Origin of the sequence: Chitinimonas lacunae (genome assembly GCF_042650885.1) — a bacterium.
Taxonomy (GTDB): Bacteria; Pseudomonadota; Gammaproteobacteria; order Burkholderiales; family Chitinimonadaceae; genus Chitinimonas_A; species Chitinimonas_A lacunae.
The window spans coordinates 1,559,506-1,581,530 of the sequence record NZ_JBHSBU010000001.1 but is presented as its reverse complement, the minus strand read 5'-3'; the positions used below and the strand labels follow the sequence as shown (position 1 = coordinate 1,581,530).

Sequence of the window (22,025 nt, the reverse complement as noted above, 5' to 3'; positions counted from 1 at the left end):
CGGCGAACCACGGCTCTGGCCACAATGGCGTCCTTGTCACCACTGCCTGGAGCCACCGATGCCTTCCGCCATCACTGCCATCGCCCCCGCCACCGCCCGGGAAGCTGCCGCCCATTTCGAGGCCAAACTGCGCTTCGAGACCGATTGCTGGGATGTGCATGACGCCATGCAGAGCGGCCAGCACGACTTTGTCTTGCTCGATGTGCGCAGCCCGGTGCTTTATGCCGAGGGGCATGTGCCGGGTGCGATCAATCTGCCGCACGGCAAGCTTATCGAGAGCAAGCTGGCACAGTTCCCGGTGGACACCGTATTCGTGGTGTATTGCGCCGGCCCGCACTGCAACGGCGCCGACCGCGGTGCATTGCGCTTGGCCAGGCTTGGTCGGCCGGTCAAGTTGATGATCGGCGGGGTTACCGGTTGGCTCGACGAGGGATTCGAGCTGGCACATGGTGAAATGCCTGGCTGATGGCAGGACCGGGAAAGCGCTCGGCCCCGCCGATCATCGACTCGATGGTAGGCGGTGTCCGATCCCTGCCTTCGCGCTGGAACGGAAGGCGACTGACAACATGCTTCAAATCTCATACTGCGCCACGGCCTTGCGCATCCGCTCGACCACGGAATTGAGGTAGGTGGTCATGGTGTTGGTCTGGCCGACGATGCCGACATTGCGTTCGGTCAGGTTGGCCACCCGTTCGACTTCGCAGGCGAGTTGGGTAATGGCGGCCTGTTGTTCGGTGGAGGCATGCGAAATATCGCCGATCATGGCCATGGTCCGGGCCATTTCGACATGGATGCGATGGAGCGACTGTTCCGTGGCATTGACCAGCTCGACTCCGCCCACCATTTGCCGAGCGCTGAGCCGGATACCCTCGACCGCCTGATCGGCTTCGCGTTGGATGGTCTCGATGGTGGCGGCAATTTCGCGGGTGGCCTGGGTGGTTCGTTCGGCCAATTTGCGCACCTCATTGGCCACCACGGCAAAACCGCGTCCGGCCTCGCCCGCGCGGGCCGCTTCGATGGTGGCGTTCAGGGCAAGCAGGCTGGTCTGCTCGGCGATGTCCTGGATAACGGACGTGATCTGGCCGATGGCTGCCGAGCGGCGACCGAGCGCTTCGACCTGTTCGGCCGAGCGCTGCACCGTTTCGGCCAGTGAACTGACGGCGTGGCAGGCATCACGGGTGACTTCGCGGCCTTGCTGCGATACTTCCTGGGCCTGTTCGGCGGTTGTCTTGGTCAGGTGGGCATGGTTGGCCACTTCGCTGATCGACACCGTGATCTGCTGGATCGCGGCAGCGGCCGAAGAGCAGGCATGATGCTGATCGCGGGCCGATTCGTCGGAGACACGCACGCCGTTGTGGACTTCCTCGGTCGCATAGGCGACTTGGTCGGCCACATCGCCGATACCCTGTACCGTCGCCTGGATCGACGCGGCCAGCTTGTCGGCCCGGTGGGCGATGGTGCCGATCACATCATGGCGGTTGAGGATAAAGCGGCGGCGCAGGTCGCCGGCACATAGGACGTGTTCCAGCCAATCAGCCAGCGCATGAAGATCGCGTCGGGCGCGGGGCAACAAGATCAGCAGGAAATAGAGTCCATACAGCAGCAGTGCCGCACCGAGCAGTGTGCCTGGACCATGATCGCCTTCGAACAGCAGCGAGCCTCCCCCCAGCACCGCGCCCAGACCGGCCAGCAGCATCTGGGTCGGTAAGGAATGCAGATGACGTTGCCAGATCGAGCGGCGCGGCACGACCCGGCCATGTTCGATGGCCAGCGATTTATCGCCGCTCCGCACTCGTCGGTAGGCGGCGTCGGCCGCAGCGACCTCTTCGCGGCTGGGACGGCTGCGTATCGACTGATAGCCGACGACCCGGCCGTTTTCGCGCACCGGCGAGACATTGGCGACCACCCAATAGAAACCGCCATCCTGGCGCCGGTTCTTGACGATGCCGCGCCAGGGGCGGCCGGCCTTGAGGTCACGCCACAGGTCGGCAAAGGCTTCGGACGGCATATCGGGATGGCGTACCAGGTTATGCGAACGGCCAAGCATTTCCTCGCGCGAAAAATTGCTGATTCGGACAAATGCTTCGTTGGCTTCGACGACCACCCCTTTGAGGTCGGTGCGCGAATAGATGAATTCGTCCTCAGGCAACAGGACTTCGATATCAGTAACCGGCAGATTGATTTTCATGAGTAGCTCGCATTGGCGGCGAAGAGCTTCCTCCTGAATATGTTGTCCGTCCTGGCTGGCCCGGTTGGCTCACTGGCCGTAGAACTGTGCTTCGAGTGCGGCGGCATCGTGGATATATACATCGCGGCCATCGACCGAGATATAGCCTTTGCTACTTAACTGGTGCAGCAGCCGCGACAGGGTTTCCGGCGTCAGGCCGAGCTTGGAGGCAATCACGTTCTTGTTGAATGGAAATTGCACCTGTTGGCCATCGCGCGGCTGTTTCAAGAGAAAGCCGATCACCCGCTGCGAGGCGTTTTGCAGATTGACGGTTTCGATGTCCTGTACCAGGGCGTGCAGTCTCAGGGAAAGCCCGGCCAGCATCCGGCGGGCAAAAGAGGGATCGCGGTCGATCGCCGCGTAGATATCGTGTTTGTCGATCCAGAGCAGCAGCGTGTCTTCGAGCGCCTGGGCCTGGACCATATAGGGTCGGTCGAGAAACATCACCGCTTCACCGAACGCCTGACCGGCGCTGAAAAACTCGATGACTTTTTCCTGACCGCTGACTGAGGGAATGGCGAGTTTGATGCCGCCTACCGCGACCACGTACAAGCCGTGTGCCGGGTCGCCGCGTTGGAAGACAAAGCCATGTTTGGCTACCCGTACTTCCTGTGCCGCCTGAGCCATCAGTGCAAGCTGTGCCTCGTCAAGATTGCGGAACAGCGGCAAATGGGCCAGCAGCGATTCGATGTCGAGTTTGTGGGCCATGATGCGGGGGTCCGGTGGAAGGCAATACGGTTCATGCTAGGACTCGGCGCCCGCACGTGAAATCGGTCTAAATGGCTAGTCTGTCCGGATAGGCCTCCCCCCCATTCGGACTAGAAAAAGCCGGCAGGCCGATTCTGCGGTGCCGACAACAAAAAATAGGGTGCGTCAGCTATATGTCCAACGCACCAAGATGTCGGCACACGATGCCGATCAAGCGGAGAGCAGGAAATTCCCATTTTTTAAAAAATTGGGAAAACATGATGCTAGATATATGGCTGGATATGTTGATAAATAAACATAAATTGGAATGGCTCTCTATCAACCTCCATCTGCCGATTCCCTCCCACCCGCTCAAAGCGCAATCAACCCGAGCTCCAAACCCTCCAACAGACTGGACCTTCCTCAACCTCTTCGGGCTATTGCCGGTAATCAAAGCGTTCAAACCAACGATGAAGCGATTGCTGCGCCGTTTCGCTCAACCAGGCCTCGGGCGGTTGATCGGGCGTACTGCGCTGGTTCTGTACGGCGTAATGGCGGACGCCGCGCTCGGCTAGGCTGCGGGCCAGGTCCAGCAAGGCCGATTCGGCAAGCCAGCTGGGATGCCAGGTGGTACGGCATTCGAACTCGCAGTTCGCGTCGAGCAGCATTTCCAGGCTGATGGCGGCCGGCCAGTGGCTGCGTTGGCGACCGGTAAGCTGGTCGTAGTCCTCAGTACGGGTCTTGATATCGAGGCCGACCCAATCGAGCGCCGGCAAGGCAGCGGCAAGCCGGTTGGGATAGATGCCGGCGCTGTGCAGGCCCACCTTGAAGCCCATCGCCTTGACCGTGGCGACCATCTGCGGCAACTGGCTCTCCGACAGCGGTTCGCCGCCCGAGAACACCACCGCATCGAGCAGACCGCGTCGGCTGTGCAGCCAGTCGCAGACCGCTTCCCAGTCGTAGCGGGCGTGGCGGGTCTGTAGATGCGGGTTATGGCAGTAGTGGCAGCGCCAGGGGCAGCCGCCGATAAACAGCACGGCGCTGAGCTGGCCCGGCCAGTCGAGGCTGGAAAACGGCACCAGCCCGGCAATGGCCGCCTGCTCAGGCCGCGCCGGCCCGAGCAGCGGGGCCGGCGCGGCTGCCTCAGACCTCGCGCGGTTCGGCGAAGAAGCGGCGTTCATGGAATTCTCCCTGCTTACCGGTGTTGAACGAGCTGACCGGCCGGTGGTAGCCCATTACCCGGGTCCAGATCTCGCAGCGGGTGCGTTGCGCCTGCGGCAGTTGGTCCGACGGACGTTCCAGCGTTGGGGTGGTCATGGTTGTTATCTCCTGGCTTGGGGTTGGGATGCGTTGGGTGACGTGCCAATAGCTCGGCGTCACATTTGGGACAGAATTCATGCCGCCCGCTCAGATAGCCATGGCGCGGGCAGATCGAGAAGGTCGGAGTGATGGTCAGATAAGGCAGACGGAAGTTGGCCAGCGCGCGCTGTACCAGCAATTTGCACGATGTCGCGCTCGATACGGCCTCGTTCATATAGAGATGCAGCACCGTGCCGCCCGTGTATTTGCCTTGCAGCGCTTCCTGCATGGCCAGCGCCGTGAAGGGGTCGTCGGTATAGCCGACCGGCAATTGGCTCGAATTGGTGTAGTAGGGCTGCTCGGCCGTGCCGGCTTGCAGAATATCGGGCCAGCGTTTGCGGTCTTCGCGGGCGAAACGGTAGGTGGTGCCTTCGGCCGGCGTCGCTTCGAGGTTGTACAGATGGCCGGTCTGCTGCTGGAATTCGGCGATCCGGCCGCGCACATGGTCAAGCAGCCGCAGCGCCATGGCCTGGCCGTCCGGCTTGGCGATATCGAGCCGGTCGCCGCTGAAATTGCGGATCATCTCGTTGAGCCCATTGACCCCGAGCGTGCTGAAGTGGTTGCGCAGCGAGCCCAGGTAGCGCTTGCTGTACGGATAAAGTCCCTGGTCCATATAGCGCTGCACGACCTTGCGTTTGGTCTCCAGCACATCGCGGCCCAGATCGAGCAGACGATCGAGCGCCCGCAGCAGCCTTGCCTCATCGCCGGCATGAAGATAACCGAGCCGGGCGCAATTCACCGTCACCACCCCGACCGAGCCCGTCTGTTCGGCCGAACCGAACAGGCCGTTGCCACGCTTGAGCAGCTCGCGCAGGTCGAGCTGCAAGCGGCAGCACATCGACCGCACCATATGCGGTTCCAGATCGGAGTTGAGGAAGTTCTGGAAATACGGCAGGCCGTATTTGGCCGTCATCTCGAACAGCAGATCGGTATTGGGATGGTTCCAGTCGAAGTCGGGCGTGATGTTGTAGGTCGGGATCGGGAAAGTAAAAGCCCGGCCGCGCGCATCGCCGGCCATCATCACTTCGATATAGGCGCGGTTGATCAGGTCCATCTCGGCCTGGAGTTCGCCGTAGCAGAACGGCATTTCCTCGCCGCCGATATAGGGAATCTGCTCGCGCAGATCGGCCGGGCAGGTCCAGTCGAAGGTCAGATTGGTGAATGGGGTCTGGGTGCCCCAGCGGCTGGGGACGTTGAGGTTGTAGATCAGCTCCTGCATCGCCTGCTTGACCGAGCGGTAGTCCATCGCATCGCGGCGGACGAACGGGGCCATATAGGTATCGAAGCTGGAGAAGGCCTGGGCGCCGGCCCACTCGTTTTGCAGGGTGCCAAGGAAATTGACGATCTGGCCGATGGCCGCCGACATATGACGCGGCGGCGTGGCTTCGACCTTGCCGGGGACGCCGTTGAAGCCTTCGGTCAGGAGCTGGCGCAGCGACCAGCCGGCACAGTAGCCACTCAGCATATCGAGATCATGGATATGCAGATCGCCCGCCCGATGGGCCGCGCCCGCTTCGGGGCTGTAGAGATGTTCCAGCCAGTAGTTGGCGGTCACCTTGCCCGCCACGTTGAGAATCAGCCCGCCCAGGCTGTAGCCCTGATTGGCGTTGGCGTTGACGCGCCAATCGCGCTGTTCGAGGTATTCCTCCATGCTGCTTTCCACATCGAGCAGCGTGCCGCCCAGCGAGCGGAGTTGGGCGTGCCGTTCACGATAGACGATATAGGCACGTGCCGTGCGCCAGTAGCCGGCGGCGACCAGCGCGGCCTCGACCTTGTCCTGGATCGTTTCGATGCCGGGTTCGCCGTCGCCCAGATTGAGGCATACCCGGCGGCTCAACAGCCCGGCAACGGCCTGGTCGAATTCCCCGGTGGCGGCACCTGCTGCGGCGATGGCGGCGGCGATCTTTTCCGGGTCGAAGGCAACGCGGCGACCGTCGCGTTTGATAACGTGCTCGATGGACATGGGACACTTTATCTAGTGGTTGTGCGGCGAGAATAGCACTAGATATTGTGTATGGTGCCCACCCGGCCAGGCTTGCTGGGAAATGCTTGATCGAGGTCAAGCGCTGCTTTGGCCTAGGGTTTCCGGCGCTCGATCAGCCGTTTTTCGGGTTGATTTTTCCCGCAGTGGTGAGGAGGGTGGTTGGAGGTGATGGAGTGAACGCCATGTCTTGCTATTTCCACCAATATTGGGTCACTGCCTGGATGGTTAGCATCGCGTCTCTATGCCGATCAGTGATGGTTAGCGGAATCATGACAATATGGCAGCGGTTGAAACCGGTTCTTGGCTTGGGCATGGCGCTTGGGCTGTCCTGTACGACGGCACAGGCATGTGCCGTGGTGACGCCCGAGGGCAAGAAGGTGGTGGTGACGGGCGAAGATGCCTTGATCATCTGGGACGCCGCCAACCGCACCGAACACTTTATCCGCCGCGCCAACTTCCGCTCCGACACACCCGAGCTGGGCTTTCTGGTGCCCACACCGACCCGTCCACAACTCGCTCGGGCCGATAGCAGCTTATTCGACCAGCTCGAACAGTACATCCGCGAACATGAACAGACACTCGCCCCCGCCCCGGCTGCAGAGGCGGCTGCGCTTCCCGCCGATGCAGAACCTGTGACGGTGCTGGAAACCCGCAAGATCGGCAATTACGAAGCAGCCGTATTGGCCGCCAACGATGCCGCCGCGCTCAATGGCTAGCTTGGCCGCCATGGCTACCCGTCCCGCCCCGAATTGACCGAATGGCTACAGCGCTATACCCGCCAGGGTTGGATATTGACGGCATTTCGCTTTACTGGTGCCGGAGCCGGTCAGATCGATAGCGGGGCGATCAGGATGAGTTTTCGCACCGACAGGCCGTTCTATCCCTACCGCGAACCCAAGGGAGCAGCCCCAACCGCTGTGGAGACCGAGTCGCGCTATCTGAATGTCTACCTGCTTACCCAAGGCAGGATGCAGGCAAGTCTTGGCGAGCAGGGCAAGGCACCCGGCCATATACTTTTTGCCAAGGCGCTCGATGCTGACTTCAGCGAGCAACTGTTGCATAGCGCGCTGGGCGACGCGACCCCGGCGGCGAACTCCTGGTGGGTGACGCAATTCGCCGATTATTCCTTGGCCCGACCGGGTGATGACGAGCTGTATTTCCACCTGGCTGCCGAGCAGAGTCCGGTCGGAGTGGCGACGGATTCGGATGACTCGAAGTGGCTATTGGCCTGCGCGGTGGTGGCAGTGGTCCTGCTCGGAGTCTTGGGGCTCTCCCGATATGGCGCCAAAGATCAGTCAACCTGATGCAGGGGGAGCAGGAGAGGCAGTGGCGGGAAGGTGTCTGCCTGTTCCGAACCGCTAAGCGGAGAGTGGTTGACCACTCTCCACTGTTACAGCGAGCGCTCAGGCCTTGCGCAGATAACACGCCTTCAGCATGAAGTTGCCAGCCTCCATGCGGCAATCCACCTCGTGGTCGCCGCCTGAGACCAGACGGATGCTTTTGACTTTGCTGCCTTGCTTCAGGGTGATCGAGCTGCCCTTGACCTTCAAATCCTTGATAAGCACCACTGCATCGCCATCCTGTAGCACATTGCCGTTGGCGTCCTTGACGACCGTGGCTGCTTCATCCGAAGCGACATCGGCCTGCATCGGCCATTCGTGACCGCAATCGGCGCAGATATAAAGCTCGCCATCGGGATAGGTATGTTCCTGCGTACATTGCGGACAGGCGGGAAGGGTGGTCATGGTCGGTTCCGATGGCTCAATGGAAAAAGGCCGGCGAGTATAGCCGCCGGCCGGGGTGGGGGCCATGAGGCAGGACAGGCTCAGATGGTCTTGGAATAGCGCTGCATCGGCTGCCCCAGACGCAGATAGCGGTCGAACACCATGGCGATATTGCGCACCAGCAGTCGGCCGCGTGGCAGTACCTGGAGCCGTTGTCGATCGAGGGTCAACAGGCCGTCGGCGGCCAGCGTGGCCAGCTTGTCGCATTCCCAGGCGAAATAGTCCGTAAAGCGGATATCCCAACGCTGTTCGATTGCCGCCAGATCGAGCGTGAACGCACACATCAACTGCTGGATCAGACTGCGGCGCAACTCATCGTCACGGCTGAGGGTGATGCCGCGCAGCAGCGGCAACTGACCGGCGTCGAGCAGGGCGTAGTAGTCCTCGGTGCCGCGCACGTTCTGGCTGTAGCTGTTACCGACCTTGCCGATGCCCGAGACGCCAAGCGCCAGCAGGTCGATATCGTCATGGGTCGAATAGCCCTGGAAGTTGCGGTGCAGCGTGCCGGCGCGCTGGGCGATGGCGAGTTCGTCGTCGGGCAGGGCGAAGTGGTCCATCCCGATATAGACATAACCCGCCTCGCTCAGTCGGCTGATGGCGAGACTCAGGATATCGAGCTTCTGATCGAGCGAGGGCAGCTCGTCTTCGTTGATCTGACGCTGGGTTTTGAACAGATGCGGCAAATGGGCGTAGTTGTAGATCGACAGCCGGTCGGGCCGCGCGGCGACCACCTTGTCGAGGGTGGCGCCAAAGCCTGGCAGCGTCTGGCGCGGCAGGCCGTAGATCAGATCGATCGAGACCGAGCGAAAGCCATGCTGGCGTGCCGCGTCGATCACCCGCAGCGTTTCCTCTTCACTCTGGAGGCGATTGACCGCCTGCTGCACGGCCGGGTCGAAGTCCTGCACGCCCAGGCTCATCCGGTTAAAGCCCAATTTCCCCAGCAAGGCCACCGTGGCCGGTTCGACCTTGCGCGGGTCGATCTCGATCGAATATTCCCCTTGATCGTCAGCCGCGAAATCGAAATGGCGCCGCAGTGCGTCGACCAGCCGCGTCAGTTGGGCGTCCGACAGGAAGGTCGGCGTCCCGCCGCCGAAATGCATCTGCTCGACCCGCGCTGCCGGCGAGAACAGGGGGGCCTGCAGCGCGATCTCGCGTTCGAGATAGTCGAGATAGACCTCGGCATGGGCCTTGTTCTTGGTGATGATCTTGTTGCAGCCGCAGTAGTAGCAGATGGTGTTGCAGAAGGGGATATGCACATAAAGCGACAGCGGCCGCCGTTCCGGGCCGCTGAACCGTTCCGTGGCGAGCCTGCGGTAGTCGGCTTCACCAAACTGGTCATGGAAACGGTCGGCAGTCGGGTAGGAGGTATAGCGCGGGCCATTGCCGGCCAGGCGCTCGATCAGGGCCTTGTCGAAGCTCAGGGCTTGCACGTCGACGTTGTCTTGGTGGGAGGGAAGCGTGCAGGGGGCGTTCATGCTGGCCGCCATCGGAAGAAGAAACGATACCCGCCAGTATGCAAGTGCTGTCGGCTGGGTGCGTTGACATCGATCAACGTTTGCCGAGCGCCGGCTCAAGTGAGGCTATACTGCGGCTCGCTCGAATTTTCTGACTGAAAACTGACAGAGACGATTTGATGAAGATGAAATATCTATTAAGTGCCCTGTTGCTGGCGGCAAGTGTCCCGGTCCTCGCCGACTGCAAGCAGCCGGTTCCGCTATCCGGTCTGATCACGGTTTCTTCGTGCGATCCCGCCAAGTCCGCCTGCCTCCCGGCTGGCCAGGCGATTGTCGAGTATGCGGACAAGGTGGCAGGCAATGACGATCCGACCCAGTTGAATATGGCCTTGCATGCCAATCCCTGGCGCTTCTACGACGGCGATATGCGCATCCAGACCGTTGCCGAACTGGCCCGCAAGGTCAAGGAAGTGATCGAGAAAGAGAAGAAGGTCGAGCGTATCGCGCTGGTGGCTTCCTGGACCGGCGTGGCGCCGGCGCCAGGTCGTAAACCGCTGGCGCAGCAGTTGGCCGAAGTGGTCGGCTTGCCGGTGGGGGGATTGCAGGGCTTTCTGTGGCTGACCCGCGATGGCTCGATCCGTACCACCCAGCAGGCCGCTACCGCGCTCAACGGGAATGTCTATCGCATCGCTGAGGGCGAAGAGGTCATGGTGTCGCTCGCCACCGGCTGGGCGATCTCTCAGGAAGCCGAATTCCTCACCCAGAACAACGCGGAAGGACTGTTCCATGTGGGCGTCGGGGCGGACATCCTGCTGCTCTGTCCCGAGCGGGCTTTGCAAGCCTTCGAGGCTGCGGCCAGGCTGTCGCATCCGATCGCGGCCTACAATGCGGCGCTGATCCGTCTCGACCGCAAGCAGAAAGGCGACCGCGAAGCTGCCCAGGCGCTGCTCAAGCAGGCGGCGGCAGCAGGTGACAAGCCGGCTCAGGTGGCCTTGCAGAAGCTGAGATCGAAGCAGCGCTGAGCATTCAGCCTTGTCAAGCCCCGCCAGGGTCTGTTGCGTGGCGGGGCTTGGCTATGGATCGATAGGATGTTTATTTTTCAATGAGAACGGCTGTGTATCTTGCGAATGTTTTGCAGGATATTTTCTATTATTCCGGCTTCCCATCAGCCCTTGCCTGCCAGTAGATCGGCAATACCCGACAGGCCCAGGCAAACATCAGCAGTAGCCACAGACCCGAGGCCAGATGGAGCCAGAGCGCCGGCAGGGCAAACAGGGCAGCGGCGACACGCAGCAGCGCCGCACCATGGAGACCCAGATAGATGGCCCAGTAGCGCTGATCGGCTTCCAGTGTCCGACCGCTGTGGCCAAGGCTGACCCGGGTGACGAAGCCCACCAGCATGGTGCTGCAAAACCCCATGCCCAGTGCGTGGGCGGGGGCGGCGCCGACCTGGACGCCCAGGGCGGACAGTCCCTGCAACAGCAGTGCCGGAGCGAGCCAGGCGAACGACAGATGCAGCATGGCGAGCAGCCGGTTGCCAAAGCTGGCGAACAGCCCCCAGCGCCAGCTTGCATGGCCAAGGCTAGCCGCCAGCACAAAGGCCAGCGTCGCTTCGAGCAGCGGCCAACCGACCAGCCCGGCCGGCACCAGCGCGACACTCAGCAGCAGCCAGCCATCGAGCAGCCAGTAGGGCCGCCATGGGGTGATCTGTGGCAGGACCGATTGGGTGAAGAAGGGAATCATCCGGTGCGACACGATCAGGAATACCGGCAGCAGGAAGGCCCACAGGCTGACCTGACGCGATTGCCACCAGAGCATGCCTTCGCCTGACCTCACCCATAACAGCGCCAGCATCAGGGCAATCGCCCCGGCCGCCATGGCCCAGAACAGGCGCATGGCATGGCGCTTGTCCTCGACCTGACTGCGCTGGATGCACTGTAGCCAGCGCAGCGTGGCGATGCTCCAGCCGATCTGCATCAATAACAGACCCGCCGCCGGCCAGCTGCCGCCCTGGGTGAAACCAGCCAGCGCCAGCAGCAGGCCGGCCAGATAGCCCAGCGCAATCGGCGGATGGCCACCGACCGGGGGGACGCTGAGCCAGCGCGGTCCGGCCGTAAAGATGAATCCGAGCATGAACAGGGGGAAGACGCCCAAAGGCATCAGTACCGCATGGATCAGCATGGCCGGATAGGCGCTGTTCTGCGGCACACCGAGGCGCACGGCCCACCACAGGGCCAGGCTCAGCAGCGCCAGCACGCCTGCGCTGAAATAAAGCCGGTGCGGCACCCGCAACAGCCTTTGCAGCGAGGAAACGGGACGGTCGGATTGGGGTTGGTCGAAGACGGTCAGGCTCATGACTTCACCTCGCGGCGGGCTTGCATATTGCGGCCGATCCGGCCCAAGGTGGCCCGATCGAGTCGGGAAGCCGCGCCGTACAACTCGCGCTCCTCACGTTCGGCATGGGCGGGATAGCGATTGGCAAACGATTCGAGTTCGGCCGGCCGCACGGGTTGGCCATGCTGCGCGACCGTCTCCAGCCACGGACGGATGGCACGCCACAAATCGCCCAGTTGTTCGTGTTCGGCTTCAAGCTCGGCGATGGCGCGGTCGAGCTGCGGGTCACCCAGCTGGCGCAAGGCCGGAAACAGGTCTTCCTCTTCGTCGGCATGGTGCAGGCCGGCGGCGACATCGAAATAACGCAGGATATTTCTCGCTGCGACACTGGCTTCCTCATCGAGGCCGCGTTCGGCCAGGTGCCGGTCGAGCCGCAGACTCAGGGCGGCAAAGCGCCGAACCTTGTCGTGGCAGGCCATCAACAGCGCGATCGGGTCGTCAAAGCCTGGCGCGGCACTACTTCCTATCGTCAACATGGCCAGTCCGTATCGATCAAAGTGAACAGGCTCTTATTCTCTACCTATCCCGTTGGGCGCGAACTGATCGGCATCAAGGGAAAGACGGGCGGTTGCCGCCCAGGCCGCCGGTCAGCGTGTCGATAGCCGTCGGTCTGGTGCAGGAATACCGCGGCCAGTCTGTACTATGCTCACCTCAATCGCAGCCGGGCGAAGCCACCTGCCGCTTCACCCTCGCCGTCACAGGCTGCGCTGACACATAACATTCCCTTCTCAGCCGATTGGCAATCCTGATATCGATAAAGTCGCAGATGGTAGGCGTAATTAATAAAAAACTGCTTGTTTTGTGCAAGATATACCTATGAAAAATGGAGAAATTGTTGATTTATGACAATTTCTCCTGTCTCTCGCCCGGCATCGGACCGGGCGGTTCCAGCCTGAAGCGTCACCTGAGTAATTGGCCGAGAGTCGAGCCGGCCAGGGTTTCCAGCCGGAGTTTCTGAGCGAGGCGACAAACGATGAGCGAATGGCATGAACTCTATCTGCTGGGGCAGCGTCAGCTGATCGGCCGACCGGGCTGCCGCACGGCCCAGGCCGCCTGGCTGGCCGACTGTCTGCGCCGTAATGCGGCTTGCGAATATCTGCGCGGCCATGGGCTCGATGGCTCGGGCGCGCTGGCCAGTTTTCGCTCCAGGCTGCCGCTGGTCGATTACGACACGCTGCGACCCTGGATAGACCGGGTCACGGCCGGCGAAGCCGATGTGCTGTTTGCGGGGCGAGCGGTGGCTTGCGAATCGACCGGTGGCAGCGGGGGCGGCGCCAAGCTGATTCCCTACAGCGCCCATTCGCTGGCCGATTTTCGCCGGGCGCTGCTCGGTTGGCTGGCTGACGTGATCCGCAGCTACAACATCGGCACCGGCCACGCCTACTGGGCGATCAGCCCGGCCACCCGCTCCCTGCCTGAGCCGGCACCGCAGGTGCCCTATGGTCTGTCGGACGCCGACTATCTCGGCCCCGAAGCGCTGCCGCTGTTTGCCCGGCTGTCGGCGGTCGATCTGGCCGTGGCGGGTTGTCGTGAACTCGGTGCGTGGCAACTGGCCACCTTGCGCGATCTGCTGACCTGCCACGATCTGTCGCTGGTATCGGTATGGAGTCCCACCTTTTTTCTGTCGCTGCTCGAAGCGATTCCCGACCAGGCCGAGGCACTGCGCGAACTGCTCGGGCGCGGCGGGACGCTCGGGACACGCGAAGTCATGCCCGATCCGGCCGCGCTTGAGCGGCTGGACGAGTATCTGCGCAAGGACGACCCGGCCATCCTGTGGCCCGGTCTCAAACTGATCAGTTGCTGGGCCGACGGTGCGTCCCGGCCGTATTTCGCCCGTCTGCGCCGGCTGTTTCCTTCGGTCACGCTGCAACCCAAGGGGCTGCTGTCGACCGAGGCGGTGGTCAGCATTCCCGATTCATCGACCGGCCAGGCCTTGCTGTCGCAGGACAGCGGATTTTTCGAATTTCTCGACGAGGGCGGCGAGCCCTTGTTAGCCGATGAGATCGTGATCAGCGGCCGCTACGAAGTGGTGATCACGACGGCAGGCGGCCTCTACCGCTACCGCACCGGCGATATCGTCACCTGTACCGGCCACGGCCCGGGCGGACAGCCGGCTTTGCGCTTTGTCGGGCGCGGCAATCTGAGCAGCGATCTGGTGGGCGAGAAGCTGACCGATGAATTCGTCCAGCGGGCGCTGGCCGATCTGGCCGGTTTCCGGGCACTGGTGGCCGACGCGGCGAGCCGGCGTTATGTGCTGGTGTTCGACAGCGATGCCGATGAGGCGACCGGCGCGGCAGATCGGGTCGAATCGCGGCTGATGCGCAACCCGCAATACGCCTATGCCCGGGCGCTGGGCCAGTTGCAGCCCCTGGCAGCGCGGCGGGTGCGGCAGGCGCAGCATCGCTATATCGCCCGCATGCTGACCCAGGGCCGCCGCCTGGGCGATATCAAGATGCCCGGATTGCTGACCGCACCCGAATGGCTCGATATTTTTGCGGCCTAAGCCGCGTCCGGAGGCAGATGGTGTTCACATAGCACGATGGATGTGCTGAAACTCATGCTTTCCCAGAGCGTCCGCGACCGGTTCGTTACCGGTCTGCACGCTAGCGCCTTTCCAGCCACGTTGGCGTCAGCGTGTCCAGCCCACAAGGCCCAGGCACGCTACTCAACCAGGCTTCGATTCCGCATTCAGCGGAAAGGCCCTAAATAAGCGGCTTCGCCCCTACGCGGCCGCCCCCAAAAAACTGGCCCAAGCCTCTCCTTCATCCCGTCCAAGACTTCCCCGTCACCCAACCTCACCCCGGCCGAGTCGCATCGCTGCCGGAATCCAGCTTTATCCGTCGGGCCTATTCAGAAGAAAGCCCCGCTACAGCGCTTTCGCCTTTATTCTGCCAATCCGACCAACTCTGCGGAGACTCTGCCGTCCATGTCCTCTTCCTCACTGACCGTCGAACCGTTGTTGCAGACCGAGCAGGGGCTGTTTCGTCAGCTCTACGCGCTCTATCTGCACGATCTGTCCGAATTCAGCGATTTCTACCAGCTCGACGCCACAGGCCATTGGACGCCCGACTATCTGCCCACCTGGCTGGCGCCGGCTGATCCGCGTGTGCGTCCTTTTCTATTCCGACTCGACGGCAAGCCGCTGGGCTTTGCGCTGGTTGGCGCCAGGCCGTTTCCGTATAGGAGTGTCGAGGCGGATTACCGGCTCAGCGAGTTCTTTGTCCTGCGCCAGCATCGGCGCGGGGGTTGGGGGCGTCTGGCGGCGCAGTGCCTGTTCGACCGTCTGCCCGGCTGCTGGGAAATGGTCCAGTTGGCCCGCAATAAGCCGGCCATCGCTTTCTGGCAGCGGGTGATCGCCGACTATACGGGCGGGGACTACCAGAACCTGCTGATCGAGGGTGAGATGGGGCAGCGCTTTCGGTGTGCCGGTCATAAGGCCGGCGCTGCGCCCAGCCTTGCGGGCTGAGCGAGCTGGCGTCGGCCGCTGTGGCGGCTGAGCCATCTTCGTATAATCTGCGCCGCCGCAGCCGTTTTCTGTTTGATCAGACGGCTTTTGCGAGGATGTTTTGATATGGCTGTGCTTAGGGCATTTCCAGTCAATTCGGCGTCAGTGGGTCCGGCCCTCAAAATGCCGGCTCCTGGCACTCAACCAGACTTGCTGCGATGCCTACTTCAGTGGAAATACTCTAGGTGACGAGTGACAGGGGGCGCATGGTTGGGAGAGGGGGAGGCGGTGTCCGATCTGAGGATGCCGTAGAGCGGGGGATAAGCAGGATAAATATTTTGTGCAAAATATCTGCGAGATCTGTTGCTATGTTTAATAAGAAATTAAATATTCTTTCGCTTAACTGCTGACTTGTTGGAAGCGGATGAAAGAACAGAACAGGAAAATCATGGATGCCACCATTGCCGTCGTCGACCTGCAAGCCGCGCCACAGATCGATGTCACCTTTGTGCCCAAGCTCAATCTGGCCGATTGCCAGCATGGCAGTCCGGTGCTGCGCGAGCTGGCGGTGCGCAGCAACACCGATCTGGGCGACCTGGCGCTGACGGTGGTGGCCGAGCCGCCTTTTCTGCACAGCAAGACCTGGCGGATCGATGCGATGAGCGCCGGCGACACCTGCCGGCCGCACAATCTGGACTTGCTGCTCGATGCCGGTCTGCTGGGCCGGCTGACCGAAGCGCGGCCGGCGACGGTGCGCTTTGCACTGCATCAGCGCGACAACCCGGCGCAGGTACTGGCCAGCCGCGAACTGACGGTCGAGCTGCTGCCGCAGAACCAGTGGGGCGGGCTGGCGAGCAGTCCGGAGATGATCGCTGCCTTTGTCCAGCCCAACGACGCAGCCGTGGAGCGGGTATTGAAGCGGGCGGCCGAGATTCTGCGTCAGGCCGGCCAAAGTGGTGCGATCAACGGTTATCAGGCCGGGGCGACCGGCGCCTGGACGCTGGCCCAGGCGATCTGGGTGGCACTGGGCGGCTTGGGGCTCGATTACGCCCAGCCACCGGCCAGCTTCGAGCATCGCGGCCAGAAGATCCGCAATCCGTCGCGCGTGGTCGAAGCGGGCCTGGCGACCTGCCTTGATGCGACACTGCTGTATTGCGCCGCGCTGGAGCAGGCCGGCCTGTCCGGACTGGTGGTGTTTATCGAAGGCCATGCGCTGGCCGGGGTCTGGTTACAGAACGAAACCTTCGGCCATGCCGTGGTGGACGATGTGATGGCGCTGCGTAAACGGGTCCGGCTGGGTGAGCTGATTCTGCTCGATCCGGTGCTGCTGACCCAGCGTCCCGTGCCGTCGTTCCGGCAGGCCAGCGACAGCGGCGAAGCGGCCATTGCCGAAGTGCGCGAGCAGGCGTTCGAGCTGGCGGTCGATATCCGCCGTGCCCGCTTGCAAGGGATCAAACCGCTCGACAGCCATCAAGTGCAGCTTGCCCTGGCGCCGTCTGTGGCAGCCGGCACGGTCGAGCCGCTGTTCGAGCCGGCGCCCGATCTGCCTTCCTATTCATTGCACCCCACGCCCAACCGACCCGAAGACCGTCTGACCCGCTGGCAGCGCAAGTTGCTCGATCTGTCGCTGCGCAACAATCTGTTGAGTTTCCGCGCCGGCAAGAAGTCGCTGCCGCTCGATGCGCCGGACCCGGGACGACTCGAAGACCTGCTGGCCGGCGGGCAGAGCCTGAAACTGCTGTCCAGACCCGTGGCGATGACGGTGGTCGACCCGGCAGTGGAGAGCCGCGATCGGGAAACCCTGCGCCATGCCCTGGCGCTCGATGCCCTGGCGCGCAAGGAAGTGTTCGTGGCGCTCGACAGCGAAGCGCTCGAAGCGCGTCTGGTCGAGCTGTACCGCAGCGCCCGTACCGGCTTGCAGGAGAATGGGGCCAATACCCTGTATCTGGCGCTGGGTTTCCTGGCCTGGACCCAGGATGCGCGCAGCGAGAAACGGCACAAGGCGCCGCTGATCCTGGTGCCGGTCACACTGGAGCGTAAAAGCGTGCGCTCGGGTTTTGCGCTGCGGCTCCATGATGAGGAGCCGCGTTTCAATCCGACCCTGATCGAGATGCTGCGGCAGGATTTCCGCCTGCAACTGGGCATCGACGACAGCGAGCTGCCCAAGGACGAGCAGGGTCTCGATGTGGCCGGCATCTGGCGCCGGGTGGCGGCGGCGGTGCGCGATATCAAGGGTTGGGAAGTGGTCGAGGAAGTGGTGCTGTCTACCTTCTCGTTCGCCAAATACCTGATGTGGAAGGACCTGACCGGTCGGACCGAGCAGTTGAAGCAAAACGCCGTGGTGCGTCATCTGATCGAGAGCCCGCGCGAGCCTTACCCTTCCGAGATCGCCTTTCCCGACCCGCGCCGGCTCGATGAGGAGTTGCCGCCTGAGCGCGACTTCTGCCTGCTGCCGGCCGATTCCTCGCAATTGCGCGCCGTGGTCGCCGCCGCGCGCGGCAAGGATTTCGTGCTGATCGGCCCGCCCGGCACCGGCAAGAGCCAGACCATCGCCAATCTGATCGCCCAGTGTCTTGCCGAGGGCAAGCGGGTGCTGTTCGTGTCGGAAAAGATGGCCGCGCTCGATGTGGTCTACCGGCGCCTGCGTGATGTGGGGCTGGGGGATTGCTGTCTGGAACTCCATTCGAACAAGGCCCGCAAAACCGAGGTACTGGCCCAGCTCAAGCGGGCCTGGGATGCCGCAGCGAGCCACGATCCGGCCCAATGGCGCCGTGAAGCCGAACGGCTGGGCCGGCTGCGTGCCGAGCTGAACCATTACGTCGAACATCTGCATCGGCGCCTGCCCAATGGCCTGAGCGTCTACCAGGCCATCGGCCAGGTGGTGGCCGGCAGTGCGATGGCGGAACTGCCGCTGCGCTGGTCCGATCCGCTGCTGCACGATGACGTGGCACTGGCTGGCTTGCGCGAGCTGGCGCAGCGGCTCGGTGTCGCTGCCCAATCGCTCGATGCGGACCGTCCGGGGGCGAGCTGCTTTGCCGCCATGCCGCGTCGTGGCTGGTCGCATGCCTGGCAGACCGAATTGGCGCAACTGCTGCGGCAGTTGGTGTCGGCCGCCGAGGCCAGCGAAACCGCCGCCCACACGCTGCGCGAGGTGCTTGAGCTGCCGCAGATCGAGGGCAATGGCCGCACCCGCAAGGCATTGGGCCTGCTGGCACGTGCCTTGCCGCAACCGGCCGGGCGTGACTGGCGCTTTGCCGTGCGTCCCCACGCTGGCGAAGTCGCGCAGGGCTTGCAGCGCTGCCTGACCCAACTGGTGCGTTACCGCGAGCTGCGCAGCCAATTGTCGATGCCATGGCGTGCCGAGACGCTGCAAACCCTGCGCGACGGCCTGCAACGGCTTGGTCGCTTCCGTGCGCTGCAAGCCAGTCTGGTGCCGGCCTGGAGCAAGGCCATGCTCGACGAACTGCGGCATGGCCTGATGCTGCTCCAGCGGGCGGCGGGGCTGACGGCCAAGCTGTCGCTGCCTTATCCGCTGTCGGAGCTCGATTTCTCCTCTCTGCAACACGAATGGCAGGCCGTGCAGGGCGCGCCGTGGCCGATCAACTGGTTCCGCCGCCGTGCGCTGGTGCAGCGGCTGCAAACCCTGGCCGGCAGTCAGGCTCAACCCGATCTGTCAGGCGATATGGCGTGTCTGACCGAGTTGGCGGCCGTCCGGGCCGAACTGGCCAAGCTCGATGGTCTGACCGCTCGGACCGGGCGGATCTGGGCAGGGCAGAACACCCGCCTCGATCTGCTGCAAGCCGTGCTGTCGCTGCAAGATGCCGTGCAGGCGGCCCGTGACGGCCTGCCGTGGCGTGAGGACGGCTGGGAGTCCATTGCGGCCGGGGAAGTCGGCTCGGGCATGGCCGAATCCCTGTCGCAACTGCGCGAACTGCGCCGGCTCGACGCCGGGCTGGCCGAGCTGACGCTGCTGGGGGCCGATACCGATGGGGTCTGGGCCGGCCACGCCACCCAGCTCGATATCGCCATGGCCGCACTGCGCTGGCAGACCGCCCTGGCCTCGGTGCTGAGCGGTCGACCCTGGCAGGATCAGGGACTCGGCCCGGTCGAAGCCGGCCGCTGCGGCGAGCGGGCAGCGACCGATCTGGCGCTGCTGCGCGAAATGGCGGAGCTGGCTTCGATGCTGGCGCTGATGCCGCACTCGCCAGGCTTGTGGGAGGGGCTCGATACCGAGGTGGCCGTGGTCGAGGCAGCACTGAATTTCCAGAAAGCCGTGGCGACCGCCTTGCCGCATCTGGCGCCGATGCTGGCCGAGCAGAGCCGGGTGCTGGACAGGCTGGAGCAGCTCTATGGCGAGGAAACGGCCGGGCTGGCCGCCGCAATCCAGGCCGGCCAGGCCTATCTGACCGGGCTGCGCAGTTTGCAGCAGACCTTGCCACAACTGTGTCAGGAAGCCGGTTTCATCGCGCAGGAGCAGGCAGCGCTGGCCGAGGCGACCCCGGTCGAACTGGCCGAGCGCGGGCGGCGGCTGTTGCAGCATCTGGGCAAGCTGGCGGCCTGGTGTGCCTGGAACGAGGTTCGCGAGGAAGCGTCGGCACAGGGGCTGGCGCCATTGGTGGCGGCGCTGGAGGACGGCACGGTCGCGGCGGCCGCTGCGGAACAGGCATTCGAGGTCAACTATTGCCGCTGGTGGCTCACTGCCACGATCGATGCCGACCCGACCCTGCGTGGCTTCGTGGCCTCGACCCATGAGCAGCGGATCCGCGATTTCCGTGAGCTCGATGCACGGCTGGCCCGCTTGACCCGCGATTGGGTGCGGGCCCGGCTGCACGCCGGGCTGCCGGCCCAGGATGCCGTGACGCGCCAGTCGGAGTGGGGCCGGCTGCGCTACGAGATGCAGAAGAAGACCCGCCATATGCCGCTGCGTGAACTGATGTCGCAGACCGGCACGGCGGTGACGACGCTGACGCCCTGTCTGCTGATGAGCCCGCTTTCCGTTGCGCAATATCTGTCGGCCGGCACGGCCACGTTCGATCTGGTGGTGTTCGACGAGGCGTCGCAGATCCCGGTGTGGGACGCCATCGGTGCAATCGCCCGCGCCAGGCAGGTGGTGATGGTGGGTGACCCGAAACAACTGCCGCCGACCAGCTTTTTCGACCGTGCCGAGGTCGAGGACGAGGACAGCGAAATCGAGGCCGATCTCGAAAGCATTCTCGACGAATGCCTGGGGGCCAATCTGCCGACGATCGACCTGTCCTGGCACTACCGCAGCCGCCACGAGAGCCTGATCGCCTTTTCCAACCATCGCTACTACCAGGGCGGACTGGTGACGTTCCCTTCGCCGGTCACCGAGGATAAGGCGGTCAGTTTCCACCGGATCGAAGGCCTCTACGACAAAGGCGGCTCGCGGACCAATCTGATCGAAGCGCGCGCGCTGGTGGCCGATCTGGTCGGCAAGCTCAAGTCGCCTGATTTTGCCGGCTCGGCCATGAGCATCGGCGTGGTCACCTTCAATGGCGAGCAGCAGCGGCTGATCGAGGATCTGCTCGATGAAGAGCGGCGGCGCGATCCGGCCCTGGAATCGTATTTCTCGGATTCCCTGCTGGAGCCGGTCTTCGTCAAGAACCTGGAAAGCGTCCAGGGCGACGAGCGCGATATCGTCTATTTCTCGCTGACCTACGGGCCGACGGCCAGCGGCACGGTGTCGATGAATTTCGGACCGATGAACAAGCAAGGCGGCGAGCGGCGCCTCAATGTGGCGATCACCCGGGCGCGTCATGCGCTCAAGGTGTTTTCCAGCCTGGGACCGGAGCAGTTGGACCTGTCGCGCACCCAGGCCGCCGGGGTGCGCGATCTCAAGCACTTCATGGAATTCGCCGAGCGCGGTTCGCGCGCGCTCGGTGAAGCGGTGCATGGCAGCGTCGGCAGCTACGACAGCCCGTTCGAGCAGCAGGTGGCGCTGGCCCTGATGGCGCGGGGCTGGCAGGTCCACCCGCAGGTCGGCGTATCGTCTTTCCGCATCGACCTTGGCATCGTCGATCCCGATGCCCCGGGCCGCTATCTGGCCGGCGTCGAATGCGACGGCGCCACCTACCACCGCTCGGCCACCGCCCGCGACCGCGACAAACTGCGCGAGCAGGTGCTCAATGGCCTGGGCTGGACGCTGGTACGGGTCTGGTCCACCGACTGGTGGCTGGACCCGCAAGCCTGCGCCGACAAGATCGCCGCCCGTTTGGAAGCGTTGCTGGCACAGCGACGAGTAAATCAATCCGAAGCTCCCGCCCACATCGAACTGGCCAAGCCGGCCAGTGAGGCGATCAAGGTGACGCTGCCGCTGGGGGAACCGGTGGTTTATGGGCGGGAAGGCGGGAGCGTGAACGCCGGGACGGCAGAGAGAAAATAAGGCTTGCCACACGCTGAGCAGTCCATTTTTGCCTTGGCGGGAAAATGGGCTGCTTGGCGCTTGCTTGGCGTTCGTCTGGTTAAATCCGAGCCGCGAGCGCATTTCCAGTCAATCCGGCATCAGCGCGTCCAGACCGCAAAGCGCAGACGTACCGCGCTCCAGCAGGCTTGGCGGCGAATCCGAGTTGGACGGACAGGCTGTAGAGAAAGAAAAGCGCCTGAAGCGGGGGAGGGAGAGCGAAGGAAAGCGACCTAGGCCGCTTTCCCTCGTTCCGCCACCGGCTGAAGT

14 protein-coding genes and 1 pseudogene are annotated in these 22,025 nt (G+C 63.3%); 6 read left to right on the top strand and 9 right to left on the bottom strand.

Annotated elements, in window-relative coordinates:
- Window positions 1–58 precede the first annotated feature (58 nt).
- A complete protein-coding gene (locus ACFOW7_RS06615) occupies window positions 59–466 on the top strand; it encodes a rhodanese-like domain-containing protein (protein ID WP_378162331.1) in 408 nt (135 codons plus the stop codon).
- A 105-nt stretch (window positions 467–571) separates the two neighbouring features.
- On the opposite strand, the gene ACFOW7_RS06610 is transcribed toward ACFOW7_RS06615, so the two are convergent.
- The 5 genes from ACFOW7_RS06610 to ACFOW7_RS06590 all read right to left on the bottom strand — a co-directional run bounded on the left by ACFOW7_RS06610 (window position 572) and on the right by ACFOW7_RS06590 (window position 6,236).
- The gene (locus tag ACFOW7_RS06610; RefSeq protein ID WP_378162329.1) at window positions 572–2,188 is read right to left on the bottom strand and encodes a methyl-accepting chemotaxis protein; all 1,617 of its coding nucleotides are present in this window, start codon (window positions 2,186–2,188) and stop codon (window positions 572–574) included.
- Between the two features lie 69 nt (window positions 2,189–2,257).
- A complete protein-coding gene (locus ACFOW7_RS06605; protein WP_378162326.1) occupies window positions 2,258–2,935 on the bottom strand; it encodes a Crp/Fnr family transcriptional regulator in 678 nt (225 codons plus the stop codon).
- 416 nt (window positions 2,936–3,351) lie between these two features.
- Entirely contained in the window at window positions 3,352–4,095 is a 744-nt protein-coding gene (locus ACFOW7_RS06600) for an anaerobic ribonucleoside-triphosphate reductase activating protein (RefSeq protein WP_378162324.1), read from the bottom strand.
- On the bottom strand, window positions 4,058–4,150 hold the full coding sequence (locus tag ACFOW7_RS06595; RefSeq protein ID WP_378162322.1) for a hypothetical protein: 93 nt from the start codon (window positions 4,148–4,150) through the stop codon (window positions 4,058–4,060). The genes ACFOW7_RS06600 and ACFOW7_RS06595 overlap by 38 nt, the downstream gene beginning before the upstream one ends.
- Window positions 4,110–6,236, bottom strand: coding sequence for a ribonucleoside triphosphate reductase (locus ACFOW7_RS06590; protein ID WP_378162320.1), 2,127 nt, complete (start codon window positions 6,234–6,236; stop codon window positions 4,110–4,112). Before ACFOW7_RS06590 ends, ACFOW7_RS06595 begins: the two co-directional genes overlap by 41 nt.
- A gap of 203 nt (window positions 6,237–6,439) precedes the next feature.
- On the opposite strand from ACFOW7_RS06590, the pseudogene ACFOW7_RS06585 reads away from it, so the two are divergent.
- Window positions 6,440–7,561 (top strand): annotated as a pseudogene (locus tag ACFOW7_RS06585) (DUF2330 domain-containing protein).
- Window positions 7,562–7,660: 99 nt separating this feature from the next.
- On the opposite strand, the gene ACFOW7_RS06580 reads toward ACFOW7_RS06585, so the two are convergent.
- Window positions 7,661–8,002 (bottom strand): zinc ribbon domain-containing protein YjdM, encoded by a 342-nt coding sequence (locus tag ACFOW7_RS06580; protein WP_378162318.1) that lies wholly within the window; start codon window positions 8,000–8,002, stop codon window positions 7,661–7,663.
- 80 nt (window positions 8,003–8,082) lie between these two features.
- Window positions 8,083–9,516 (bottom strand): oxygen-independent coproporphyrinogen III oxidase, encoded by a 1,434-nt coding sequence (hemN, locus tag ACFOW7_RS06575; RefSeq protein WP_378162316.1) that lies wholly within the window; start codon window positions 9,514–9,516, stop codon window positions 8,083–8,085.
- 164 nt (window positions 9,517–9,680) lie between these two features.
- Between hemN and ACFOW7_RS06570 the strand changes: the two genes are divergently transcribed.
- Window positions 9,681–10,517: a hypothetical protein gene (locus ACFOW7_RS06570; protein WP_378162314.1), complete on the top strand. Its 837-nt coding sequence runs from the start codon at window positions 9,681–9,683 to the stop codon at window positions 10,515–10,517.
- A 127-nt stretch (window positions 10,518–10,644) separates the two neighbouring features.
- Here ACFOW7_RS06570 and ACFOW7_RS06565 read toward each other — a convergent pair whose 3' ends face one another.
- Window positions 10,645–11,850 (bottom strand): NnrS family protein, encoded by a 1,206-nt coding sequence (locus tag ACFOW7_RS06565; RefSeq protein WP_378162312.1) that lies wholly within the window; start codon window positions 11,848–11,850, stop codon window positions 10,645–10,647.
- Entirely contained in the window at window positions 11,847–12,365 is a 519-nt protein-coding gene (locus ACFOW7_RS06560) for a hemerythrin domain-containing protein (protein ID WP_378162310.1), read from the bottom strand. The genes ACFOW7_RS06565 and ACFOW7_RS06560 overlap by 4 nt, the downstream gene beginning before the upstream one ends.
- Window positions 12,366–12,862: 497 nt before the next feature.
- Here ACFOW7_RS06560 and ACFOW7_RS06555 point away from each other — a divergent pair, with 497 nt between their 5' ends.
- The 3 genes from ACFOW7_RS06555 (at window position 12,863) to ACFOW7_RS06545 (ending at window position 21,737) form a co-directional block, all read left to right on the top strand.
- A complete protein-coding gene (locus ACFOW7_RS06555) occupies window positions 12,863–14,392 on the top strand; it encodes a GH3 family domain-containing protein (protein ID WP_378162308.1) in 1,530 nt (509 codons plus the stop codon).
- A 423-nt stretch (window positions 14,393–14,815) separates the two neighbouring features.
- Window positions 14,816–15,355 carry a GNAT family N-acetyltransferase gene (locus ACFOW7_RS06550; RefSeq protein ID WP_378162306.1) on the top strand — a complete coding sequence of 180 codons (540 nt, stop codon included), beginning with the start codon at window positions 14,816–14,818 and terminating at the stop codon, window positions 15,353–15,355.
- Between the two features lie 427 nt (window positions 15,356–15,782).
- On the top strand, window positions 15,783–21,737 hold the full coding sequence (locus ACFOW7_RS06545) for a DUF4011 domain-containing protein (RefSeq protein WP_378162304.1): 5,955 nt from the start codon (window positions 15,783–15,785) through the stop codon (window positions 21,735–21,737).
- The last annotated feature ends 288 nt before the right edge of the window (window positions 21,738–22,025 follow it).